Below are 23,435 nucleotides of genomic sequence, written 5' to 3' on the forward strand. Positions count from 1 at the left end.
TGTGTTCGCCCCCGCGTTCTTGATTGGTCTAGACCAATGCGAAACGCTGGTGGCATGCGAGTGGTGGTTGTTGGTGGCGGGATTCTGGGAACGGCCCATGCGTGGGCTGCGATTGAGCGCGGACACCACGTGGTGCAGCTGGAACGTGAATCCGAAGCCCGTGGGGCCACCGTCCGGAATTTCGGCCTGGTGTGGGTTTCCGGCAGGTCGCCCCGAGAACTGGAGGTCGCACAACGGTCTCGGGATCTCTGGCAGGGGATCGCGAAATCGGTTCCGGGTACCGGCTTCCGGGCAATCGGATCGCTTACCTTATTGCAGACACAGGAAGAGGTGGCTGTCGCCGAAGAGGTGATGGCGCGCTCCGATGCCGGTGCGCGTGGATTCACGCTGCTCGACCCGGAGGCTGTCCAGCGGCGTAACCCCGCACTACGCGGAAAGTTCCTCGCCGGGCTGCATTGCGCTCGGGACGGCGCCGTCGAGTCACGCGTGGCGCTGCCGGCCATGCGGTTACACCTCAAGGAGACGGGGCGGTACTCCTTCCGGCCCGGCGCGGAGGCCCGGTCGGTCGACGCCACATCCGACGGAGTCTCGGTTCGTGCTGACGACGGTGAGGTGTACCGCGCGGACGCGGTCGTCATGTGTGCCGGGGCGGCGCACGGCGGACTGGTGCGAGAGTTACTGGGCGACTTCCCGGTTCGCCGGGTGCGGTTGCAGATGATGCAGACCGCCTCACTCGGTGAGGAGCTGACCACGGCGATCGCGGACGGAGACAGCCTGCGTTATTACCCGGCATTCGCCGGTGATGCGCTCGACGCCCTGAATGCCGTGCAGCTTCAGGAACCGACGGCCGCCGAGTACAAGATGCAGCTGCTGTGCGTGCAAAGACTGCACGGCGGACTGACAATCGGGGACACCCACGAGTACACCGAACCCTTCGCCTTCGACGTTGACGAGGCTCCGTACCGGCACCTCATCAATAGGGCCGAGGAACTGTTGGGGCGCAAGCTCCCTCCAGTGGTGCGGCGGTGGGCGGGTGTCTACTCCCAATGCGCCGACCCGAACGAGATCGTCTATCGGCGCGAGGCGGCGCCCGGGGTGTGGGTGGTGACGGGCCCCGGCGGGCGCGGGATGACCCTCGGTCCGGCCATCGGTGCGGACACAGCTGACCTGATGAACCTCTAGTACAGACGACCCCAGGAAAGGGAAAACGATGTCCGATATTCCTATTCGCCTTGCCGTGCTCGACATGGCCGGCACCACGGTCGCCGATGGTGGATTGGTGCTCAAGGCATTCGAGACGGCGGCTACCGCCGGTGGTATCGAGGAGGTGGGTCCTGAACGTGATCGCGCCCGTCAGTACGTCATCGACACCATGGGGCAATCGAAGATCGCCGTGTTCCGCCATCTACTCGGCGACGAGGACAGGGCTCAACATGCGAACCGGACCTTCGAGGACGCGTACGACAGGCTCATCGGAGACGGTCATGCCAGGCCGATTGACGGTGCGGTGGAGGCTATTTCGACGCTCAGAAAAGCCGGCGTCAAAGTCGCGCTCACAACGGGCTTCAGCGCCTCCACCAAGGAGAAGCTACTGGCGGCGCTGGGATGGGCCGACATCGCAGACTTGACACTGGCGCCTTCGGAGGCCGGGAGGGGCAGGCCCTACCCGGACCTGGTGCTGACGTCCGTGCTTCGTCTGGAAGTCAATGATGTTCGCGAGGTCGCGGTCCTGGGCGACACCTCGAGCGATGTGTTGGCCGGTCATCGCGCCGGCGCACAGATTGTCGCCGGAACACTGACCGGCGCTCATGATGCCGCCCAGCTCAGCACCGCGCAGCCTACGCACATCGTGCACTCGGTGGGAGATTTTGCCGACATCGTCCTGCATCGAATCTGAAAGAGCAGGACATGAAAAATCTCCCGCTGATGCGGGTGCTGAGGTTCGTATCGACCGTGACAGTTGCCCTGACGGTAAGCGGCTGCGGCGGCACCGGTGGTGGGACCGGTCCGAACTCGGTCACCGTGTACAGCGCGGACGGGCTCGGCTCGTGGTACGAGACTCAATTCGAGAAATTCACCCAAAGTACCGGAATATCCGTGAATCTCGTGGAAGCCGGTTCTGCTGAGGTGGTCTCACGGGTCGCCAAGGAGAAGGCCAACCCGCAGGCTGACCTGCTGGTGACGTTGCCGCCCTTCATCCAGAAGGCGGCAAGAAGTGATCTACTCGTTGGCGCCGGGGTTGACGTCTCCGCGGTAGCCGAGAACAACCGAGACACTGATGGTAGATACGTCGCGATTGTCGACAACTATCTGACGTTCATCGCGAACCCTGCCGCGGAGCTGAAAGATGCGCGTTGGAGCGACTTTCTGAGTCCTAGGTTCAAGGGCAAACTTCAGTATTCGACACCCGGGCAGGCCGGGGACGGTACCGCCATGTTGGTCCTCCTGCAGCACCTCATGGGAGAGCAGGGTGCCGTCGACTATCTCAGAAAGCTGCAGCACAACAACGTTGGACCGTCCAGCTCCACAGGCAAGCTTCAGCCCAAGGTCAGTAATGCAGAACTATGGGTGGCTAACGGGGACGTTCAGATGAACCTCGCATCGATCCGCGAAGACCGCTCGAACTTCTCGGTGTTCATCCCCGCGACCGATGATGGTTCCCGCTCAACGGTTTCCCTTCCGTATGTTGCCGGAATTACCAAGGGCGCCCCGCGCCTGGAGAACGCGAAAAAGCTGCTCGACTACTTGCTGTCCGTGGGCGTTCAGCAGACCGTCTCTGGTGAGGCATTGGGGATGCCGGTACGTACCGACGTACGACCCGAGACAGGACCCAACACGCCGGCGGAAGTCCTGGAGGGAGTGAATATCTGGCATCCGGACTGGAATCAGGTGCTCGACACCCTCGATGCGTCATTCATTGCCTACCAGAAAGCGACCGGGAGCTGATATGGACCGCAGTGCCGAATTCTCCTCGCCTAAAAGGTTTGTCGGCGATGTCCTCGCCGGGACTCCAGTCGAACCTGCCGCGCGTGCTGGCGCTGCCGCGGACGCACCGGCGATCGTCTTCGACCATGTCACCGTCACCTATGGCCGCGGTAAGAAGAGGTCCGAAGCGTTGCGAAACTTCAACCTGCGTATCGCCCGCGGTGAAACGGTGGCCCTTCTTGGACCCAGTGGATCGGGAAAGTCCACCGCGCTGAAGGCACTTGCCGGCTTCGTGCGGCCGACCTTCGGCACGGTCAGGTTGGATGGGCGCGACGTGACGGACCTACCGCCCGCGAAACGAGGAATCGGCGTAGTTGTGCAGTCCTATGCACTGTTTCCTCACATGCGCGTGCGAGACAACGTTGCCTTCGGTTTGCGGGCACGTAGAACCAAATCCGGCCACATCGCGACGCGTGTCGACGAGGCGCTGGCGATGGTGAGCATGTCCAGGTATGCCGACCGTTATCCCCGCGAGTTGTCCGGCGGTCAGCAGCAGCGCGTGGCCATTGCACGCGCGCTGGCAATCCGTCCCCGGGTGCTGCTTCTGGATGAACCGCTTGCCGCCCTGGATGCTCAGTTGCGTCAGTCGATGGTCGCCGAGCTGCAGCAGCTACAAAAGACCTTGTCGGATACCGCCATGCTGTACGTCACCCACGACCAAAGCGAGGCATTGGCGTTGGCAGACCGGATTGCCGTCATGCGCAACGCGGAGCTGGTCGATGTCGATACCGCGCGCAACCTGTGGACCCGGCCGCCCTCCGATTTCACCGCGAACTTCCTCGGTGGCGCGAACCTGATCCCCTGCACCGTCGGACGGGTGTCGGGGGAGTCGGCACTGGTCTCGGTGGGGGACAAGGTACTGAGCGTCACCGCGCCAAAGCCCGAAGTGGGCCGCGACCCCTGGGCCCCCGGAGCCAATGCGATGGTGTGCGTGCGCCCACACACACTTACCGTGGTCGCCGTGACCGAACCGGGTGCACTGCACGCACGCGTGGCCGCGCAGGTGTGGCGCGGAGCATCGACCAGGCTGTCGCTCGCGGTGAATGGATTTCCCGACCAGCTCATTGACGTGGACGTGCCCGGGCATGGCGACTTTCCACCGGATTCGGCTGTCGGCGTGAAGTTCCCGGAGCCGGCCGGAGTTCTCGTCACCATTCCGGGGGCGGCGAAATGACCGCGGTTCTGGAACATGCCAAGCCCACGGACGCAGCACCCGGTAGGGAACCACGACGGACCGTGCCCATGCTGTGGGCGCTGCCGCCGCTTCTCGTCATGATCGTCATCATCGTGTACCCGTTGCTGCGAGTGTTGTCGAATTCCGCTGACGGAGAGGGGAACAGCACGTGGCTGGCGGTGCTGACCTCAACGCTGTTCCAGCGTGCTCTGGTGAGCACGGCGCAGATCGCGGTGCTCACCACCATCGGTTGCCTGGTGCTGGGGACTTTTATTGCCATCGTGCTGTCCTTCGTACCGTTTCCGGGGTCGGAACTGGTCGGACGACTGATCGACACCGTCCTGGCGCTTCCGTCCTTTCTGATCACCCTCGCCTTCACCTTTCTGTACGGCACCGCGGGTGCGGTCAACGCTGTCGTCGCGGGTATCTCCGGAGGAGCGCGTCCGCTGGATTTCCTATCCAGTCCCACCGGAGTGATCCTGGCCGAGATCACCTTCTTCACGCCGTTTGTGGTGCGCCCCTTGCTGGCCGCTTTCGCGACAGTCCCACCTGAACAGTTGGATGTTGCCGCGAGCCTCGGGGCATCACCGTGGCGGGTGCTGCGCACGGTACTGATGCCGGAAGCCTGGCCGGCCCTGATGGCAGGCGGCAGCTTGGTGCTACTTCTGGCGCTCAATGAGTTCGGGATCGTCCTATTCACAGGTGCCAAGGAAGTCGTGACACTGCCGGTCCTGATCTACACCCGGGGCATCGTCACCTTCGATCTGCCGGGCGCGGCAGTCATCGCGACCGTTCAGGTAGCGCTGTCACTTGCGTTGTACGGCCTGTACCGGATCATCTTCTCGCGCATGGTTTCCGGGCGGAGTGCGCTTCATCCCAAGGGGGCATGACATGCTGCTGTGGAGCAGGCGGAGCAGACTTATCCTGTGGACGTGCTTCGTGGCTGCGGTCACCGTGATCTTCCTGGCACCGATTGCCACCGTGGTGCTTGCCGGATTCGCCGGCGCGTGGACTGGCCCGTTGCCCTCGCAGCTCGGGTTTGAGCGATTCGAGGAGGCGCTCAGCGGGGATGATCTCGCCAGTTTGGCCGTCAGTCTGCAGACGGCCCTCATCGCGAGTGCATTCGCGTTGGTGCTCGGTGCCTGGGCCGCATTGAGTGTGCGTGAGGTGCCGCCATGGTTTCGGAGAGCCATTGATGTCGTCTTCCACCTACCGATCGCAATTCCGTCGGTGGCGATCGGTCTGGGATTGCTGATTGCTTTCAACGAACGCCCTTTCTTGCTCGGGGGAACGAAATGGATTGTGATCCTTGCGCATACCGCACTTGTGTTGGCCTTTGCCTTCAGTTCCGTTGCGGCGGCGCTGGAACGTCTTGATCCGGCCTACCGTCACGTGGCGGAGTCGTTGGGCGCGGGGCCGGGGCGGGTACTCGTGAAGGTGACGCTGCCGCTGCTGATGCCGTCACTGGGTGCAGCCGCCGGACTGGCGATCGCGCTGTCCATGGGAGAGTTGGGAGCGACGGTGATGGTCTATCCGGCCACGTGGAGAACCCTGCCGGTGACCATCTTCGGTCTCTCGGACCGTGGACAAGTGTTCTCGGCGGCGGCATCCACGACGCTGCTGCTGCTGGTGACGCTACTCGCGCTGCTCGTGGTCGGCAGGGTTCGCGGGAAGGCGGCACTTCGCTAGGCCGAACTGCCTCCAAGCGGGTCCGTCGCTCCTATGATGTCGCTGTCCACATCACCAGACGGGTACGCATTGGCAGATACCGGCGACGGCCACCATCGCTTGGTGGCACAGCCCCACAGCGAGGATGAAGGTCCGATCGCTGAGGCGGAACGCCGTGCGGCACAAATACGTTCGGATCAGCACCCGCTCGGCCGCCGTGGTACCACCTGGAACCGTCACGCTCCGTTCTACGTCGGGCTGATGGCGTCGGCCGGTGTGGCCGTGACCTACGGTGTCGTCCATCTCTTGGCGGCCATGTCCTCGGTGTTGATTCTCATCGGGCTGGCGATGTTCGTCGCATTGGGGCTGGAACCGGCGGTGTCATGGTTGGTCAACCACAGATGCCCGCGCTGGGCTGCAGTGTCGGTGGTGGTGCTGGGGGCCTTTGGGGCGCTGGCCGCCTTCCTGGCCGCGGCGATCCCGCCGCTGGTGGAGCAGGGAACTCAGCTAGTGCACCAAACTCCTCGCTACATTCAAGCGGCACAGGACCATTCGTCATTCATTGGTCAAATCAACGATCGGTTCGATGTGCAGCGCCACATCGGCGAGTTCGTCAACCGCGAAGGCGACACCGCGTTCTCGGATCTGTTGCGCGCCGGAACCGCCGTCTTCGGCGCGCTCGCGGACCTTGGCATCGTCGCGGTGTTGACCATCTACTTCCTCGTCGACATGCCCCGCATCCGTGCCACGGTGTACCGCCTTGTACCGCACTCGCGTAGGCCACGAGCCGTCCTCATCGGTGACGAGGTGTTCGCGAAGGTGGGGGCCTATGTCGGCGGCAATGTGGTGACCTCGATCATCGCCGGGGTCGCCACCTTCATCTGGTGCGCCGCGTTCGATGTGCCCTATGCGGTGCTACTCGGCGTACTGGTCGCGATGTTCGACCTCGTTCCCTACGGATCGACCGTCGCGGGCATCGTTGTTGCCGCGGTGGCGCTCACGGTGTCCATCCCGGTGGCGGCCGGCACCTTGGCCTTCTACGTCGGATTCCGTTGGTTCGAGGATTATGTGTTGACGCCCAAGGTGATTGGGCGTGTAGTCAAGGTGCCGGCAGGGGTCACGGTGGTCGCGGTGCTCATCGGCGGTGCGCTGCTCGGCATCGTCGGCGTGCTGGTCGCGATTCCGATCGCTGCGGCGGTTCAGGTGCTTGCGCGGGAACTGCTGTTCCCGGCGCTCGACGAGGCGTGACTACTGGTACAGATACACGCTCTCGGCCGCGCACGGCGGCCGGTCCTTGCCTTCGATCTCATATTTGATGCCGTACGTCGCCTCAACGGTGCCCTTATCGCGCAACTTGGCCGACAGCAACGTGACATGTCCGCGTACCCGTGCTCCCACGTGCAGGGGCGCAGGGAACCGCACCTTGTTCACGCCGTAGTTGAGCACGGCGTCATATGACGCGATCTCAAGCACCTCGTCCAGGAACGCCGGGGCGAGTGCGAGCGTGAGGTATCCGTGCACGATGGTCCCGCCGAACGGGCCGGCCTTGGCGCGTTCGGTATCGGTGTGAATCCACTGCCTGTCACCCGTCGCATCCGCGAACTCGTTGACCTGCTCCTGGGTGATCTGAACCCAACTGCTGGTACCCAATTCGACTCTGCCCAGGGACAGCAGCTCCTGTGGTGTCGCCAGCTTGGTGGACATACCGCGCACTCCTTTTCGGGTCGTGGTGCCTGATCGCATTACCGACTTCTCATGCCGGCTGGACCCTTCTTACCCGAGATCGCATGCCTGCCACGGGACAATGCCGAAATCCGGCAGCACGGTACATGCGGGTAATGTTTGCCGACATGAGGTGGTCGGTGCCGCTGGTGGTCGCGTTGCTGCTTGGGGTGGTGGCCTGCCAACGTGGGGTCGACGGCGAGGCGACGGCCGATCGGGCATCTGTATCGGCGGGACCCATCCAGCCCGCTCAGCTCGATCAGCTACTCACTCCCGCGCAATCGTTGAGCGTGACGCCGGGAAAGCCGCTGTTCGAGACCGATATGCAGTCGGTTCTATGGATCGGTGCCGATCCTGCCGAATGCCAGGGGGTCGTCGGATATGGCCGTCATCCGCTTTTCCCCACGAACTACACGGGGCGCGAAGCGCGGACGCAGACCGATAACCAGTACCCGAACCAGCACCAACTCCTCGAGGTGTCGGCTACCTACCCCGGTGATTTCCAGGCGTCGAGATTCCTCGAGTCGGTGCGCACCACCGTCTCCAAATGTCAGCTTTCGGTAGCTGCCTGGGGGGATGATCAGAAACGCAGTACGGTCACGCCCGGCCCGGTGGTCCCTGGTTCGCCGGACATGGTCCGCTGGTCGACGAATCTCGATGGCGATCAATGGATTTGCGAGTTCACCGTGATCGCCAAGGCAAACGTGATCTCGCAGTTGGTCACCTGTTCGGCGGATCGATCGATCGACAACAAGGCGCTGTCGGACAAGCGGCTCCAGAAGATCGAGGAGCTGCTCAACTCCAAGGTCTGAGCGCCGATCAGGACGCTTCGCGCGCCGCGATGTCCTGGGCGAGCAGGTTCTCGGCCCGTTCGATGATGGCATCGACGGTGAAGTCGAAGTTGGCGTCAGAGATCGTCGCGATCGAATGACCGCGGGACGCCAGATCATGCAGGGTAGGGGCCAGCGAGGCGTTCGGCACCACGCTGCGAGCCTCACCGGATGCGGGCATGACGGTGTCCATGTGCTCAAGCACCACGATGCCCCGGATGTGCAGCGACAGCGAAAAGTACACATCGAGCGCGTTATCCGGGCTGAATCCGACGCCGATGAGGGTTTGGACAAGCGATTCCAGGTTTTGAATGCTGGCCTGCAACGCCTCGGCACTGAGCTCGCTGGTGCGCATCAAGATGAGCTCAACGAGCACCGGACGTTCCCGGAACGCCTGCCGCATTCGGCGGGTATGACTGCGCAGGGCGTCCTGCCAGGTTTCGTCGCCAACGAAGGGTGCGGCGAAGTGATACTGCTTGGTGGCGCGGTCGGTCATCGCATCGAGAAGCTCACCCTTTTTGCGGAAGTACCAGTAGATACTGGTCACACCGACATCGAGATGCTTCGCTAGCAGCGGCATGCTCAGCCCACAGATCCCTATTTCCTCGGCAAGCTCGAATGCTCCGGCGATGATGTCCTCGGCGGTGATGGAGCCGCGGCGCCGCCGTTCCCGCTTAGGGCTTTGGGTGCTGGTCGTCCTGGCCTCGCGGCCGACACCGGCATGTCGCATGTGTAATCCTCGTCGTGCCCCCGTTGCGTCGATCTGCCCCGCCCTATGGACAAACGCCCTGATAGCAAGTTGGCAGAATACCGCAGAGACCTGGGTGGGCGGTCGCCTCCCCGTCGTGCACAGTTCGCTGCGACGGTGTCGGCCGATCCGCCTCAGAGATTTGCGCGGGGGAGTTTCCGGTGGTGGTGGCGCCGCGCAGGGCGACCGCGACGTGTCGCCGATCTGGTAATACCTCTGTGCGGTACGGCGACGTGCAGGCACCATTGACATTCGCAGCTGGCGGCATCGAGAAGGGTGTGGCGATGGCAATCGACAGGGATATCGACAGCGATATCGAAGAGGAACCGGCGGTGGAGACCGCTGTGCAGAAGCCAGGGAAGAGGCACTGGTGGGCGCGGCAGTACACCTTCACCGGCACCGCGGTGGGCCTGGTCTTTCTCTGGCTGTCCATGACTCCTTCGTTGCTTCCGCGTGGACCGCTCTTTCAGGCGCTGGTCAGTGGGGGCTCGGGCGCCATCGGGTACGCGCTGGGTGTGCTGGCGGTGTGGTTGGTGCGGTACATGCGGTCGCAGGATGCGAGTCCTAAGGCGCCGCGTATCGCGTGGTGGATTCTCATCGTCGTGGGGATCATCGGCACCGCCCTGATGATCGTGTGGTTCCACTTCTGGCAGGACCGCGTGCGCGACCTCATGGGTGTGCCGCGGCTGAGTTTCTGGGCGCACCCGCAGACCGCTGCGATGTCTATCCTCGTTTTGTTCATCCTGGTCGAGATCGGCCAGCAGATCCGCCATCTGATTCTGTTTCTCATCGAACGGCTCAATCGTGTGGCCCCCAAACGTGTCTCGGCTGTGGTTGCGGTCACACTGGTTGTTGTTCTTGCGATGGCACTCATCAACGGGGTTGTCGTCAGGGTCGCGATGGATTTCTTGAACAACACCTTCTCGGCGGTGAACAACGAGGAGAACCCGGACAACCCCGCGCCTACCACGGCGCTGCGCTCGGGCGGGCCGGGCTCGTTGGTCTCTTGGGCTTCGCTGGGTAACCAGGGCCGCGCGTTCATCGGAGGCGGTGCCACCACACAAGAGCTCTCGGCGTTCAACAAGGCTCCGGCCACCGAGCCCATCCGGGCGTATGCGGGTATGGAATCGGCCGACAGCATCAAGGCCACGGCCGAGCTGGCGGCCAGTGAGCTGGAACGTGAGGGAGGCCTGCACCGCAAGGTGGTCGCGGTGGCTACCACCACCGGAACCGGCTGGATCAATGAAGCCGAGGCAGACGCCCTCGAGTACATGTACAACGGCGACACCGCCATCGTCAGCATGCAGTACTCGTTTCTGCCCAGCTGGCTCTCGTTCCTGGTGGACAAGGAGAACGCGCGCCAGGCGGGACAAGCGTTGTTCGAAGCCGTCTCGGCACGGGTCCGCGCGATGCCGGAGGGGATGCGGCCCAAGCTCGTGGTGTTCGGGGAGAGCCTCGGGTCGTTCGGCGGTGAGGCACCGTTCCTGTCGGTCAACAACATCGTGGCCCGCACTGACGGTGCGCTGTTCTCCGGCCCGACCTTCAACAACACGATGTGGCTGGAAGCCACCCACAACCGCGACGACGGTTCTCCGGAAGTGCTACCCATTTACGACAACGGAAGAAACGTCCGATTCGCTTCGCGCCCAGAAGATCTCAAACGGCCCGCCGATCCGTGGGGTCGCCCGCGCATTGTCTATCTGCAGCACGCGTCGGATCCGATCGCGTGGTGGAACTCCGACCTCATCCTGAGCAAGCCCGACTGGCTGCGCGAACCTCGCGGCTACGACGTGTTGCCCAGCATGGAGTGGATTCCGTTTGTCACCTTCTTGCAGGTGTCCGCCGATATGGCCGTGGCGGTCGATGTTCCCGACGGGCATGGCCATGTCTACGTCAGAGCCGTGGCCGATGCCTGGGCGGCGATTCTGCAGCCTCCGGGCTGGACGCCGGAGAAGACCGAACGGCTGCGGCCGCTGCTGCGCTCGGGGGAGTAGCGGCCCGCGCCTGGGCGGCGGCTGTTCCGTACGGTGGGCTGGGTGAGCCACACCCTGGGGTCGAGCAACTACGTGAGCACCGCCGACGGGCGTGCGTTGCATTACATGGTCGCCGGAACCGGTGACCCGACAGTGGTCTTCGAGTCGGGAATGGGATTTTCGCGGTCGGCATGGGGGCTTGTGCAACCCCTTGTCGCCCAGCGTTTTCGGTCAGTGGTCTATGACCGTGCGAACTTGGGGCGCAGCGACGACGATGATCAACCGCGCACACTGGAGCGCATCACCGGGGACCTGGATGCACTGCTGACGGCGCTCGGACCGGGTCCGTACATCCTGGTCGGCCACAGTTACGGCGGAACCATCGCACTGGCGTCGACCGCTGCCGATCCGTCACGCATCGCGGGGATCATTCTCGTCGATCACTCCGACGAGAACCTGGATTCGTACTTCCGGCCGACCTCACTCGGCCTCCAGATCCTCGGCACCATGCATCGCGCGGCGCTCGATGCGCTGGGGCGGGTGGGTCTGCTATCGCACATCGTCCGCCGCATGATGCCGCGGATGCCGCGCGACGTCGTCGACGACATGACGGCCGAAGATCTCACGTGGCGGGCCGGGCGGGCCGCCAACGAGGAGGACCGGCGCTTTGTGGCAGGGCTGACGGGGTTGCGTGATAACCCGCCGATGGTCAACGGCATCCCCGTCACCGTCATATCGGGAGCCCGCGCCGAGTTTCTCAACGAGGAGACGCGGTCGGAGCTGAACGCTGCTCATCAATTGACCGCGCATCGGCTGGGAGCGCGCCACGTCGTGGCCCGCAAATCCGGGCATCAGATAGTCCTCACCGAACCGCGATTGATCGCCGACGAGGTATTTCGGATGGCGGGGGCATAGACCCTCTGTGTCGTATGTGACAAGCGTGGCTGCCGTGTTTGTTGAGGTAGCTGTCGTAATCTGAGGCTCGAGTTCTTCAAAGTTCTCGGAACGGCCTTGCGAGGTAACAGTGGTGTCCATATCCCGTAGGGATGTCCTCAAATACGCCGCGGTCATGCCGGCCGCAGTGGCGCTGGGTGGTGCCGCCTCGGCTGTAGCCACCCCCCGCGCGAATGCGGCCTCACTGGGAACACTCATCGATTACGCCGGCGGTGTCCCGACTCCCGAATCGATCAAGGCAGCGGGGCACTTGGGTGCTATTCGGTACGTATCAGATCCGCGCAGCCCGGGGCTGTCGGCGGGCAAACCCATCAAGCTCGCCGAGGCGCGCGATCTCTATCGGGCCGGTTTGAAGATCGTCTCCAACTACCAGTACGGAAAGCAGGACACCGCCGACTGGCTGGGCGGCCAGGAGGCCGGGATCAGGCACGCGCAGCGTGGTTGGCAGCTGCACGTCGCGGCTGGCGGCTCCTACAACGTGCCGATATACGTCTCCATCGACGACAACCCGACGCCCGAGCAGTACAAGAATCAGGTGGCGCCGTATCTGAGGGCCTGGGAATCCGTGGTCGGCCATGCCCGCACTGGGCTGTATGGCAACTCCAAGACCATTGATTGGGCGCTGCAGGACGGGCTGTGCTCGTATTTCTGGCAGCACAACTGGGGAAGTCCCAAGGGCTTCGTTCACCCTGAGGCGCACCTGCATCAGTTCGAGATCGACAAGCGTCAAGTTGGTGGAATCGGTGTCGACCTCAACGACATTCTCAAGCCCAGTTTCGGGCAGTGGGTCTGAGCGCATACCTCGTCAGGGGCGGGCGCGTGGATGATCGTGCGCTGCGAGCCATGGCGTGTACACGTCGGGACACCAGACACTGCTACGAGGCCGGTCATGACGGAAGACATCGCGCCGTGAGCAGCGGGGATGATTGCGTTTCTTGATGTTTCGGCTACTGCCTCGCGGTTGAGCACGCCGATGCCCCGCACGACTGCCTAGTCGATCGAGGGCTCGAGGCGCCCGATGAAGTGGTCGGGTGCCATGATTTCCCGATATGTCCACGGCGTGCACCGCCCTCGGCCGTTCGGGTCAACTCGATGCCATGGACCGTGGATTTCAGCCCATGGCGCGCGGGGTGGGCCGTGCGCTGGCGAGGCAGATGCCGACGGATCGGCGGCCTCCCGCGCGCCCGCACGTGGCATGGCTTCGGGCGTGTGGATGCGTAGCTGGACAAACATCACCAGTCTCACCCGTCACAGAAGTCGGCGCTGCGTCGCAATGCCAGCAAACTTGTGACACGTGTCCTGTATTTCTGAGGCCACGACGACCTCTTTGTGGCCGTGGTGCGCGACACGCGCGAACACGTTCGGCGGTATCGGAATCTAACATAACGATTCGATAACAATCGATGTCTGATCTGCGATGTTATACCTACTCGACCGTAACCACCTGCATGCAGCGCGTTTGATTCGGCGGTCAGTAGCCAGCGTGCGGCCTGCTGTTACGTAAGCGGTGGTTACTCTCGCGTAGAACTCGGCAGTAACTATTACGCCAGAAGAAATCGTCACCCCTCTTATGACACTCTTAAATCCAGACCTGCGGTGATGGTGCCTATGAACGTGCCTCAACGCTCCCGATCGACAAGGACGACGACACGGGCGCGGCTGGATTCATGACTGATGGAAAGACGGGTAGCGGCGACGTGACGATCAACGAATACGACAAGGTGACCAGCTCTGAGGACCCCGACGCGAACAGTGCGGTCGATCCCGGTCCCAGCGCGGGTCCCGCGCTGATCGACCGCCTGGAGTCCGGTGAGCCCTACGCAGTGGCCTTCGGCGGCCAGGGCAGCGACTGGCTGGACTCGCTCGCGGAGCTGGCGGCCTCGGCCGGTATCGAATCGGAGCTCGCCACCCTTGCCGGCGAGGCCGAGCTGCGCCTGGAGCCCGTCGCCAAGGAACTCGTGGTGGTGCGCCCTGTCGGCTTCACGCCGCTCACCTGGGTGCGTGCGTTGACCGCTGAGGAGCCGGTACCCGCCGCTGCCCAGCTGACCTCGGCCGCGGTCTCTATGCCCGGCGTGCTGCTGGCCCAGCTGGCCGCCGTCCGCGCGCTGAAGATCCAGGGCCTGGATGTGGCCCAGCTTCCGCCTGTCGCCGTCATCGGGCACTCGCAGGGCGTGCTCGCCGTTGAGGCGCTCAAGGCGCACGGCGATCGCGATGTCGAGCTGCTGGCCATCGCCCAGCTCGTGGGTGCGGCGGCCACCTTGGTCGCGCGCCGCCGCGGCATTGTGGTGCGCGGTAACCGCACCCCGATGGTGTCGGTGACCAATGTCGACCCCGAGCGCATCAAGGCGCTCCTCGACGAGTTCGCCCAGGATGTCCGTACCGTGCAGCCGCCCGCGCTGTCCATCCGCAACGGTCGCCGCTCCGTTGTCATCACCGGCACCCCCGATCAGCTGTCGCGTTTCGAGCTCTACTGCGAGCAGATCGCCGATCGCGAGGCCGCCGAGCGTAAGGACAAGGTGCGCGGAGGCGCGGTGTTCAGCCCGGTCTTCGACCCGGTCAACGTGGAGGTGGGCTTCCACACTCCGCGTCTGGCCGACGGTGTCGAGATCGCCGGCCGCTGGGCGGCCGCCGCGGGACTGGATGTCGAGCTGACCAAGGCACTGACCGAGGCCATTCTTGTCACCCCGGTGGACTGGGTGAACGAGGTGAACCATGTCGCCGACGCCGGCGCCCGCTGGATCCTGGATCTTGGTCCCGGAGACCTGCTGACCCGGCTGACCGCGCCGGTGATCCGTGGCCTGGGGATCGGGATTGTGCCCACCGCCACGCGCGGGGGGCAGCGCAACCTGTTCATGCACGGTGCGGTTCCCGAGGTTGCCCGGGCCTGGACCAGCTTCGCGCCCACCGTGGTGTCGCTGCCCGACGGTTCGGTCAAGCTTTCCACCAAGTTCACCCGCCTCACCGGACGTTCGCCCATCCTGTTGGCGGGTATGACGCCGACAACGGTTGACGCCAAAATTGTTGCGGCCGCCGCGAACGCGGGTCACTGGTCCGAGCTTGCCGGTGGTGGGCAGGTTACCGAGGAGATCTTCAGCAGCCGCATCGAAGAGCTGACCGCCCTGCTCGAACCCGGTCGCCAGATCCAGTTCAATTCACTGTTCCTGGATCCCTACCTGTGGAAACTGCAGGTGGGCTCGAAGCGCTTGGTGCAGAAGGCCCGTCAGGCCGGTGCGCCGATCGACGGTGTCGTGGTGACCGCAGGCATTCCCGAGCTGGAAGAGGCCGTCGCACTCATCGACGAACTCACCGACATCGGCTTCGCCCATATCGTGTTCAAGCCGGGCACGGTTGAGCAGATCCGCTCGGTGGTGCGTATCGCCGCCGAGGTGCCCACCCGGCCGATCATCATGCACGTCGAGGGTGGCCGCGCCGGAGGGCACCACTCCTGGGAAGACCTGGACGACCTGCTGCTGGCCACATACTCGGAGCTGCGCTCGCGTTCCAACATCACCGTCTGTGTCGGTGGTGGAATCGGAACTCCCGAGCAAGCTGCCGAATACCTCAGTGGCCGTTGGGCGTTGAAGTTCGGTTTCCCGTTGATGCCGGTCGACGGCATCCTCGTCGGTACCGCGGCCATGGCCACGCTGGAGGCCACCACCTCGCCGTCGGTCAAGCAGATGCTTGTCGAGACCCAAGGCACGCCTGAGTGGGTTCCCGCCGGAAAAGCCCAGGGCGGCATGGCCTCCGGACGCAGCCAGCTGGGCGCCGACATTCACGAGATCGACAACGCGGCCTCGCGCTGCGGCCGCCTACTCGACGATGTCGCCGGTGATGCCGACGCGGTGGCCAAGCGTCGCGACGAGATCATCGCCGCGATGGAGCTGACCGCCAAGCAGTACTTCGGCGATGCGGCCGAAATGACGTATGCGCAGTGGCTGAACCGCTATGTGGAGCTGTCCATCGGTGACGGCGACAGCACCGCCGATACCGCCGTGGCGCACTCGCCGTGGCTGGACATCACGTGGCGCGATCGCTTCGAGCAGATGCTCAAGCGCGCAGAGGCGCGGTTGCACCCCAAGGAATCCGGTCCCGTCGAGACGCTGTTCGCCGACGAGACGCTGCTGGAACGCCCTGCCGATGCCATCGCGGCACTGCTGCAGCGCTACCCCGAGGCGGCGGCCGTCAAGCTGCACCCGGCTGACGTCCCCTTCTTCGTCGCGCTGTGCAAGACACTGGGTAAGCCCGTCAACTTCGTACCCGTCATCGACAAGGATGTGCGTCGTTGGTGGCGCAGCGACTCCCTGTGGCAGGCCCACGACGCGCGCTACACCGCTGAGCAGGTATGCATCATCCCCGGCACCGCCGCGGTGGCCGGGATCACCCGGGTCGACGAGCCGGTGGGCGAGCTGCTCAACCGTTTCGAGCAGACCGCGATCGACGAGGTCGTGGCAACCGGTGCCGAACCGTTGCCGGTGCGCTCGCGGCTGCGTCGCCGCTGGGATGTCGAGGGCCCATTGGCGACCGTCCTGGATGCCCCAGATGTGCTGTGGTCCGGGCGAATTGCCGTCAACCCGGTGCATCGGATCGCCCCGGATGGTGCCTGGCAGGTCTTCGAGGACCGCACCGCGTCGCACCCGTCGACCGGTGCACGCCTGGAGGTCACCGGCGACGACTCGGTGCGCCTGAGCGTGCCGCTGTCCGGCATCTGGGTCGATATCGATCTGACCTTGCCTGCCACCACTCGCGACGGTGGTACCCCGGTGGTCACCACTGAAGCTGCTGGCGCCGCCATGCGGACCGTGCTCGCGGTTGCCGCCGGCGCCGAAGATCCGGCCGGCCTTCCGCTGGTGGAAAACGGCACGGCACGTGTTGTCGCACAGTGGGATCCGGAGCGCGTTGCCGACCACACCGGCGTTACCGCCGTCCTTCCGGCGCCGCTGGCGCCCGGGTCGTCGACCGTGCCCGACGCGCTGGTCGGCCTGTGCTGGCCCGCGGTGTTCGCCGCGATTGGCGATGCCAAGACCGCGGACGGTACGGGCGTCATCGAGGGTCTGCTCTCGCTGGTGCACCTGGACCATGCCGCCCACCTGATCGCCTCTCTCCCCGCTGAAGCAGCCGAACTGTCTGTTACCGCAACGGCTTCCGTGGCGACCGACACCGAGGTCGGCCGGGTTGTACCGGTTGACGTGACCGTGGCGGCAGCGGATGGCACCGTGTTGGCGACGCTGCAGGAGCGCTTTGCGATTCTGGGCCGCAACGGGGCGGCCGAACTCACCGACCCGGTCCGTGCCGGTGGTGCGCTTTCCGAGCACGAGGCGGACACCACTCGTCGCCGCCGTCGTGACGCAAAGATTTTCGCGCCCACCGACATGCGGGCGTTCGCGGTGGTTTCGGGCGACCACAACCCGATCCACACCGATAAGTCGGCCGCGCTGCTGGCCGGACTGGGATCACCGATCGTGCATGGCATGTGGCTTTCGGCCGCCGCGCAGCACGTGGTCACCTCGGCCGATGGCTCCAGCACTCCGCCGCGCACGCTGGTCGGTTGGACCTCGCGATTCCTGGGGATGGTGCAGCCGGGAGACGAGGTTGACGTTCGGGTTGACCGTGTCGGAATCGATTCCGGCGCAGAGGTTGTAGAGATCCAAGCCAAGGTCGGCAGCGACCTGGTGATGTCTGCGACCGCTCGGCTCGCAGCCCCCAAGACGGTGTACGCCTTCCCGGGGCAGGGCATCCAGCACAAGGGCATGGGTATGGACGTGCGTTCACGTTCCAAGGCCGCCCGCAAGGTCTGGGACAACGCCGACAAGTTCACCCGCGAGCGTCTCGGCTTCTCCGTGCTGCATGTGGTCAAGGACAACCCGACGAGCCTCATCGCCGGTGGCGTTCACTACCAGCACCCCGAGGGCGTGCTGTACCTGACGCAGTTCACCCAGGTGGCGATGGCCACTCTGGCCACCGCGCAGATCGCCGAGATGAAGGAATCCGGTTCGTTCGTCGAGGATGCGATCACGTGTGGTCACTCCGTCGGCGAGTACACCGCGCTGGCGACCGTCAGTGGCGTCATTCCGCAGGATGGTCTGCTCGAGGTGGTGTTCCACCGCGGGTCGGCGATGCACGACATCGTGCCGCGAGATGAGCAGGGGCGCAGCAACTACCGCCTCGCCGCGATCCGCCCGTCGCAGATCGGGCTGGAGGACGCCGATGTCAGCGCGTTCGTCGCGGGGATCGCCGAACACAGCGGAGAATTCCTGCAGATCGTGAACTTCAACCTGCGGGGCTCGCAGTACGCCATCGCCGGAACAGTGCGCGGCCTGGAGCTGTTGGAGGCCGAGGTCGAGAAGCGTCGCGAAGAGTTCGGTGGCCGGCGCTCCTTCATCATGGTGCCGGGCATCGACGTGCCGTTCCACTCCGAGGTGCTGCGGGTCGGCGTTGCCGAATTCCGCCGTTCACTGGAGCGGGTGCTGCCCATGGACGGCGACCCGAACCTGATCATCGGGAAGTACATCCCGAACCTGGTGCCCAAGCCGTTCACCCTGGATCGTGAATTCATCCAGGAGATCCGGGATCTGGTTCCCGCCGAACCGCTCGACGAGGTGCTGGCTGATTACGACACCTGGCGCAACGAGAAGCCGGTGTTGTTGTGCCGCAAGGTGCTTATCGAGCTGCTCGCCTGGCAGTTCGCCAGCCCGGTGCGGTGGATCGAGACCCAGGATCTGCTGTTCACCGAGGAGGCCGCCGGCGGCCTTGGTGTGGAGCGCTTCGTTGAGGTGGGCGTGAAGTCCATGCCGACCGTCGCCGGTCTGGCCAACAACACCCTGAAACTGCCCGAGTACAGCCACAGTTCGATCGAGGTGCTCAACGTCGAGCGCGATCACGCGGTGCTGTTCGGAACGGACAGCGATCCCGAGCCCGAGCCTGAAATCGAGGAGCCCGCGGAAAGCACCGCGGCCGCGGCGTCTGCCGAGGCTGCACCGGCCGCGGCACCTGCCGCTCCTGCGGCGCCGTCGGGCGGCCCGCGTCCGGAGGACATCGGCTTCGACGCCTCCGATGCGACGCTTGCGCTGATCGCGCTCTCGACGAAGATGCGCATCGATCAGATCGAGCCGGTGGACTCCATCGAGAGCCTCACCGACGGTGCGTCCTCGCGTCGTAACCAGCTGCTGGTCGACCTGGGCTCCGAGCTGAACCTGAGCGCTATCGACGGTGCCGCCGAGGCGGACCTGTCCGGATTGCGGGTGCAGGTCACCAAATTGGCGCGTACCTACAAGCCGTTCGGCCCAGTGCTTTCGGACTCGATCAACGATCAGCTCAAGACGGTCTTCGGCCCCTCGGGTAAGCGTCCGGCCGCCATCGCCGAGCGGATCACCAAGACTTGGGAACTGGGTCCGGGCTGGGTCAAGCACGTGACGGTCGAGTTGGCGCTGGGCACCCGTGAGGGCACCAGCGTCCGCGGTGGCGACCTCGGCGGCCTGGCACCCAGCACGCTGGCGGACGGTAATGCCGTCGATGCCGCGATCGACGCCGGTGTTGCGGCAGTGGCCGCGCGCCGTGGCGTCGGGGTATCTCTGCCCTCGGCCGGTGGAGGCGGCGGTGCGACCGTCGACGCTGCCGCGCTGAGCGAGTTCACCGACCAGATCACCGGTCGCGACGGCGTTCTCGCCTCGGCCGCACGTCTGGTGCTCGACCAGCTGGGTCTGTCGGCCCCGATCGCCACCTCGGACGGTGCGACCGATACCGAGCTCATCGAGCTGGTTTCGGCCGAATTGGGTTCGGACTGGCCGCGTTTGGTGGCGCCGAGCTTCGACGGCAAGAAGGCCGTGCTGTTCGACGACCGCTGGGCCAGCGCCCGCGAGGATCTGGCGCGCCTGTGGATCACCGAGGAAGGTGAGATCGACAGCCAGTGGGCACAGTTGGCCGAAAGCTTCGAAGGTGCCGGGCATGCCGTTGGCGCTCAGGCCAATTGGTGGCAGGGCAAGTCGCTGGCACAGGGCCGCAACGTGCACGCCTCGCTGTACGGGCGGATCGCCGCCGGCGCCGAGAGCCCCGAGCAGGGCAAGTGGGGCGGCGAGGTCGCGGTGGTGACGGGTGCTTCCAAGGGCTCGATCGCCGCATCCGTGGTCGCGGCGCTGCTGTCCGGTGGCGCGACGGTCGTCGCCACCACCTCGCGTCTTGACGAGGACCGGCTGGCGTTCTACCGCAACCTGTACCGCGAAAGTGCGCGGTTCGGCGCCAAGCTGTGGGTCGTACCGGCCAACATGGCCTCGTACGCCGATATCGACGCGCTGGTGCAGTGGGTGGGCACCGAGCAGTCCGAAAGCCTTGGGCCGATGTCGATCCACCTCAAGGACGCGCAGACCCCGACGCTGTTGTTCCCGTTCGCCGCACCGAAGGTGGTCGGGGATCTGTCGGAAGCCGGTTCGCGTGCCGAGATGGAGATGAAGGTGCTGTTGTGGGCCGTGCAGCGGCTCATCGGTGGCTTGTCGGCCATTGGCGCTGAGCGCGATATCGCCTCGCGTCTGCATGTGGTGTTGCCGGGTTCGCCGAACCGCGGCATGTTCGGTGGCGACGGTGCATACGGCGAGTCCAAGGCGGCGCTCGATGCACTGGTCACCCGCTGGAAGGCGGAGTCGTCGTGGGCGTCGCGAGTCAGCCTGGCGCACGCGCTGATCGGCTGGACCCGTGGCACCGGGCTGATGGGTCACAACGACGCCATCGTCACCGCCGTCGAAGAGGCGGGAGTCACCACGTACTCCACCGCGGACATGGCATCCATGCTGCTGGCGCTGTGCTCACCTGAAGCACGCGTGCAGGCCGCACAGACACCGGTCGAGAAGGACCTCACCGGTGGGCTGGCCGAGGTCGAACTCGACATGGCCGAGCTGGCCGCCAAGGCCCGCGAGGACATGGAGGCCAAGGCGAAGGCCGAGGCCGCCGCGTCCGCCGAGGAGGAGGACGACCCGAACCTCATTGCGGCACTGCCGTCTCCGCCGCGCGGTTACACCTCGACGCTGCCTCCGGAATGGGCCGACCTCGACGTCGACCCGGCCGATCTGGTGGTCATCGTCGGCGGTGGCGAGCTGGGCCCGCTGGGCTCCTCGCGGACCCGCTACGAGATGGAGGTCGACGACGAACTGTCGGCCGCCGGCGTGCTGGAACTCGCGTGGACCACCGGACTGGTCAAGTGGGAGGACGATCCCGAGGCCGGTTGGTACGACACCGAATCCGGTGAACTGGTGCCGGAATCGGAGTTGGTGGAGCGTTACCACGACAAGGTGGTGGCCAACATCGGTGTCCGCGAGTTCGTCGACGACGGTGCGATCGACCCCGATCACGCTTCGCCACTGCTGGTTTCGGTGTTCCTGGACAAGGACTTCACCTTCACGGTGTCGACCGAGGCCGAGGCTCGCGAGTTCGTGAAGTGGGACCCCGAGCACACGGTGATCCAGCCGTTGGCCGATGGCAGCGACTGGCAGGTAACCCGCAAGTCGGGTACCGAGGTTCGCGTGCCGCGCAAGACCAAGCTGTCGCGGACCGTCGGTGCCCAGATTCCGACCGGTTTCGATCCCACCGTCTGGGGCATCACCCCGGACATGGTCAGTTCCATCGACCGGGTGGCGCTGTGGAACATGGTCGCGACGGTGGATGCGTTCCTATCGGCGGGCTTCACCCCGACCGAGCTGATGCGCTGGGTACACCCGAGCCAGGTGGCCAACACCCAGGGCACCGGTATGGGCGGCATGACCTCGATGCAGACCATGTACCACGGAAACCTGCTGGGCCGTAACAAGCCGAACGACATCCTGCAGGAAGTGCTGCCGAACGTCGTTGCCGCGCATGTGGTGCAGTCCTACGTCGGTTCCTACGGCTCGATGATCCACCCGGTGGCCGCGTGCGCCACCGCGGCGGTGTCCGTCGAGGAAGGCGTCGACAAGATCCGCCTCGGCAAGGCACATCTGGCACTGGCCGGCGGGTTCGACGACCTGACGCTGGAGGCCATCATCGGCTTCGGCGACATGGCCGCGACCGCCGACACCGAGATGATGCGAGCCAAGGGCATTGCGGACAAGCGGTTCTCGCGGGCCAATGACCGTCGTCGCCTCGGGTTCGTCGAGGCGCAGGGCGGCGGCAGCGTGCTGCTGGCACGCGGTGATCTGGCGCTCAAGATGGGTCTGCCGGTGCTCGCGGTGGTCGCGTACGCACAGTCGTTCGGTGACGGTGTGCACACCTCCATCCCGGCTCCGGGTCTGGGCGCGCTCGCGGCCGGCCGCGGTGGCAGGGATTCGGATCTGGCGCGCTCGCTGAACAAGCTGGGCGTGACCGCCGACGACATCGCCGTCATCTCCAAGCACGACACGTCCACGCTCGCGAACGATCCCAATGAGACCGAGCTGCATGAGCGGCTAGCCGCCTCGCTGGGGCGCTCGGATGGTGCGCCGCTGTTCGTCATCTCGCAGAAGAACCTGACCGGCCACGCCAAGGGCGGCGCCGCGGTGTTCCAGATGCTTGGCCTGTGCCAGGTGCTGCGCGACGGCGTCATTCCGCCGAACCGCAGCCTGGACTGTGTCGACGATGAACTGGCCACCAGCCAGCACTTCGTGTGGCTGCGCGAGTCGCTGCCGCTCAAGGAGAAGCTGCCGTTGAAGGCGGGCCTGGTGACAAGCCTGGGCTTCGGTCACGTGTCGGGTCTGGTCGCGCTGGTGCATCCGCAGGCGTTCATCGCCTCGCTGCGTCCGGAGGATCGTGAAGATTACGAGAAGCGCTCGCGTGGGCGTGTTCTCGCCGGACAGCGTCGCCTGGCCTCCGCCATGGCCGGCGGCCGCCCGATGTACGAGCGGCCGGACGGACGTCGCTTCGACCATGACCACGATGAGTCGGAGAAGCGCCAGGAAGCGTCGATGCTGCTTGATCCAGGTTCGCGCCTGAGTGAGGACGAGGTCTACCACCGGTGATTGTCGGTATCGGGATCGACCTGGTCACCATCTCCGAGTTCGGAGAGCAACTAGCGAGTCCCGGAACGGCTTTCGGGTCCGCGTTCACGCCGGGGGAGCGGCGCGACGCGGCCTCGAAGACTGGTGGAGAGGCGCGCTACTTGGCTGCCCGCTGGGCCGCTAAGGAGGCCGTCATCAAGGCGTGGTCGGGGTCGCGGTACTCGCAGCGGCCGGTGTTACCGGAGAACATCCACCGGGACATCGAGGTCGTGACGGACACCTGGGGCCGCCCCCGTATACGGCTTTCCGGGGCGATCGCCGAGTACCTCGCCGATATGACGGTGCATGTGACTCTGACGCATGACGGCGACACCGCGGCGGCATTCGTCGTTCTGGAACAGGAAGGCGAATCGCCTTCCTAGCCTGGCTTCCCTTTTCGCCGAGTGCGAG

15 protein-coding genes are annotated in these 23,435 nt (G+C 65.0%); 13 read left to right on the plus strand and 2 right to left on the minus strand.

Annotated features, from left to right (window positions below):
- Window positions 1-54 precede the first annotated feature (54 nt).
- The 7 genes from AOT87_RS03675 to AOT87_RS03705 all read left to right on the plus strand — a co-directional run bounded on the left by AOT87_RS03675 (window position 55) and on the right by AOT87_RS03705 (window position 7,075).
- Entirely contained in the window at window positions 55-1,182 is a 1,128-nt protein-coding gene (locus AOT87_RS03675) for a TIGR03364 family FAD-dependent oxidoreductase (protein ID WP_057969331.1), read from the plus strand.
- 28 nt (window positions 1,183-1,210) lie between these two features.
- Entirely contained in the window at window positions 1,211-1,897 is a 687-nt protein-coding gene (locus AOT87_RS03680; RefSeq protein WP_057969330.1) for a phosphonatase-like hydrolase, read from the plus strand.
- 29 nt (window positions 1,898-1,926) lie between these two features.
- Entirely contained in the window at window positions 1,927-2,946 is a 1,020-nt protein-coding gene (locus AOT87_RS03685; protein WP_057969340.1) for a 2-aminoethylphosphonate ABC transporter substrate-binding protein, read from the plus strand.
- A gap of 1 nt (window position 2,947) precedes the next feature.
- Window positions 2,948-4,159 (plus strand): ABC transporter ATP-binding protein, encoded by a 1,212-nt coding sequence (locus AOT87_RS03690; RefSeq protein WP_057969329.1) that lies wholly within the window; start codon window positions 2,948-2,950, stop codon window positions 4,157-4,159.
- Window positions 4,156-5,049 carry a 2-aminoethylphosphonate ABC transporter permease subunit gene (locus AOT87_RS03695; protein WP_081343194.1) on the plus strand — a complete coding sequence of 298 codons (894 nt, stop codon included), beginning with the start codon at window positions 4,156-4,158 and terminating at the stop codon, window positions 5,047-5,049. The genes AOT87_RS03690 and AOT87_RS03695 overlap by 4 nt, the downstream gene beginning before the upstream one ends.
- A gap of 1 nt (window position 5,050) precedes the next feature.
- Window positions 5,051-5,848, plus strand: a complete 798-nt coding sequence (locus tag AOT87_RS03700) for an ABC transporter permease subunit (RefSeq protein WP_057969625.1) — start codon at window positions 5,051-5,053, stop codon at window positions 5,846-5,848.
- A gap of 102 nt (window positions 5,849-5,950) precedes the next feature.
- On the plus strand, window positions 5,951-7,075 hold the full coding sequence (locus AOT87_RS03705) for an AI-2E family transporter (RefSeq protein WP_057969641.1): 1,125 nt from the start codon (window positions 5,951-5,953) through the stop codon (window positions 7,073-7,075).
- On the opposite strand, the gene AOT87_RS03710 is transcribed toward AOT87_RS03705, so the two are convergent.
- Window positions 7,076-7,531 (minus strand): MaoC family dehydratase, encoded by a 456-nt coding sequence (locus AOT87_RS03710; protein ID WP_030094965.1) that lies wholly within the window; start codon window positions 7,529-7,531, stop codon window positions 7,076-7,078.
- A 134-nt stretch (window positions 7,532-7,665) separates the two neighbouring features.
- Here AOT87_RS03710 and AOT87_RS03715 point away from each other — a divergent pair, with 134 nt between their 5' ends.
- Entirely contained in the window at window positions 7,666-8,361 is a 696-nt protein-coding gene (locus AOT87_RS03715) for a sensor domain-containing protein (RefSeq protein ID WP_057968584.1), read from the plus strand.
- A 7-nt stretch (window positions 8,362-8,368) separates the two neighbouring features.
- On the opposite strand, the gene AOT87_RS03720 is transcribed toward AOT87_RS03715, so the two are convergent.
- Window positions 8,369-9,109 carry a TetR family transcriptional regulator gene (locus AOT87_RS03720; protein WP_030094967.1) on the minus strand — a complete coding sequence of 247 codons (741 nt, stop codon included), beginning with the start codon at window positions 9,107-9,109 and terminating at the stop codon, window positions 8,369-8,371.
- A 263-nt stretch (window positions 9,110-9,372) separates the two neighbouring features.
- Between AOT87_RS03720 and AOT87_RS03725 the strand changes: the two genes are divergently transcribed.
- The 5 genes from AOT87_RS03725 to AOT87_RS03745 all read left to right on the plus strand — a co-directional run bounded on the left by AOT87_RS03725 (window position 9,373) and on the right by AOT87_RS03745 (window position 23,407).
- A complete protein-coding gene (locus AOT87_RS03725; RefSeq protein WP_109398672.1) occupies window positions 9,373-11,121 on the plus strand; it encodes an alpha/beta-hydrolase family protein in 1,749 nt (582 codons plus the stop codon).
- A gap of 72 nt (window positions 11,122-11,193) precedes the next feature.
- Window positions 11,194-12,015, plus strand: coding sequence for an alpha/beta hydrolase (locus AOT87_RS03730; protein WP_057968586.1), 822 nt, complete (start codon window positions 11,194-11,196; stop codon window positions 12,013-12,015).
- Between the two features lie 109 nt (window positions 12,016-12,124).
- Window positions 12,125-12,847 carry a glycoside hydrolase domain-containing protein gene (locus AOT87_RS03735; RefSeq protein WP_057968583.1) on the plus strand — a complete coding sequence of 241 codons (723 nt, stop codon included), beginning with the start codon at window positions 12,125-12,127 and terminating at the stop codon, window positions 12,845-12,847.
- Between the two features lie 904 nt (window positions 12,848-13,751).
- Window positions 13,752-23,006, plus strand: coding sequence for a type I polyketide synthase (locus AOT87_RS03740; RefSeq protein ID WP_057968585.1), 9,255 nt, complete (start codon window positions 13,752-13,754; stop codon window positions 23,004-23,006).
- The gene (locus AOT87_RS03745; RefSeq protein WP_057965097.1) at window positions 23,003-23,407 is read left to right on the plus strand and encodes a holo-ACP synthase; all 405 of its coding nucleotides are present in this window, start codon (window positions 23,003-23,005) and stop codon (window positions 23,405-23,407) included. The genes AOT87_RS03740 and AOT87_RS03745 overlap by 4 nt, the downstream gene beginning before the upstream one ends.
- Window positions 23,408-23,435 lie beyond the last annotated feature (28 nt).

The organism is Mycobacteroides sp. H003 (assembly GCF_001440135.1).
Lineage (GTDB): Bacteria > Actinomycetota > Actinomycetes > Mycobacteriales > Mycobacteriaceae > Mycobacterium > Mycobacterium gwanakae.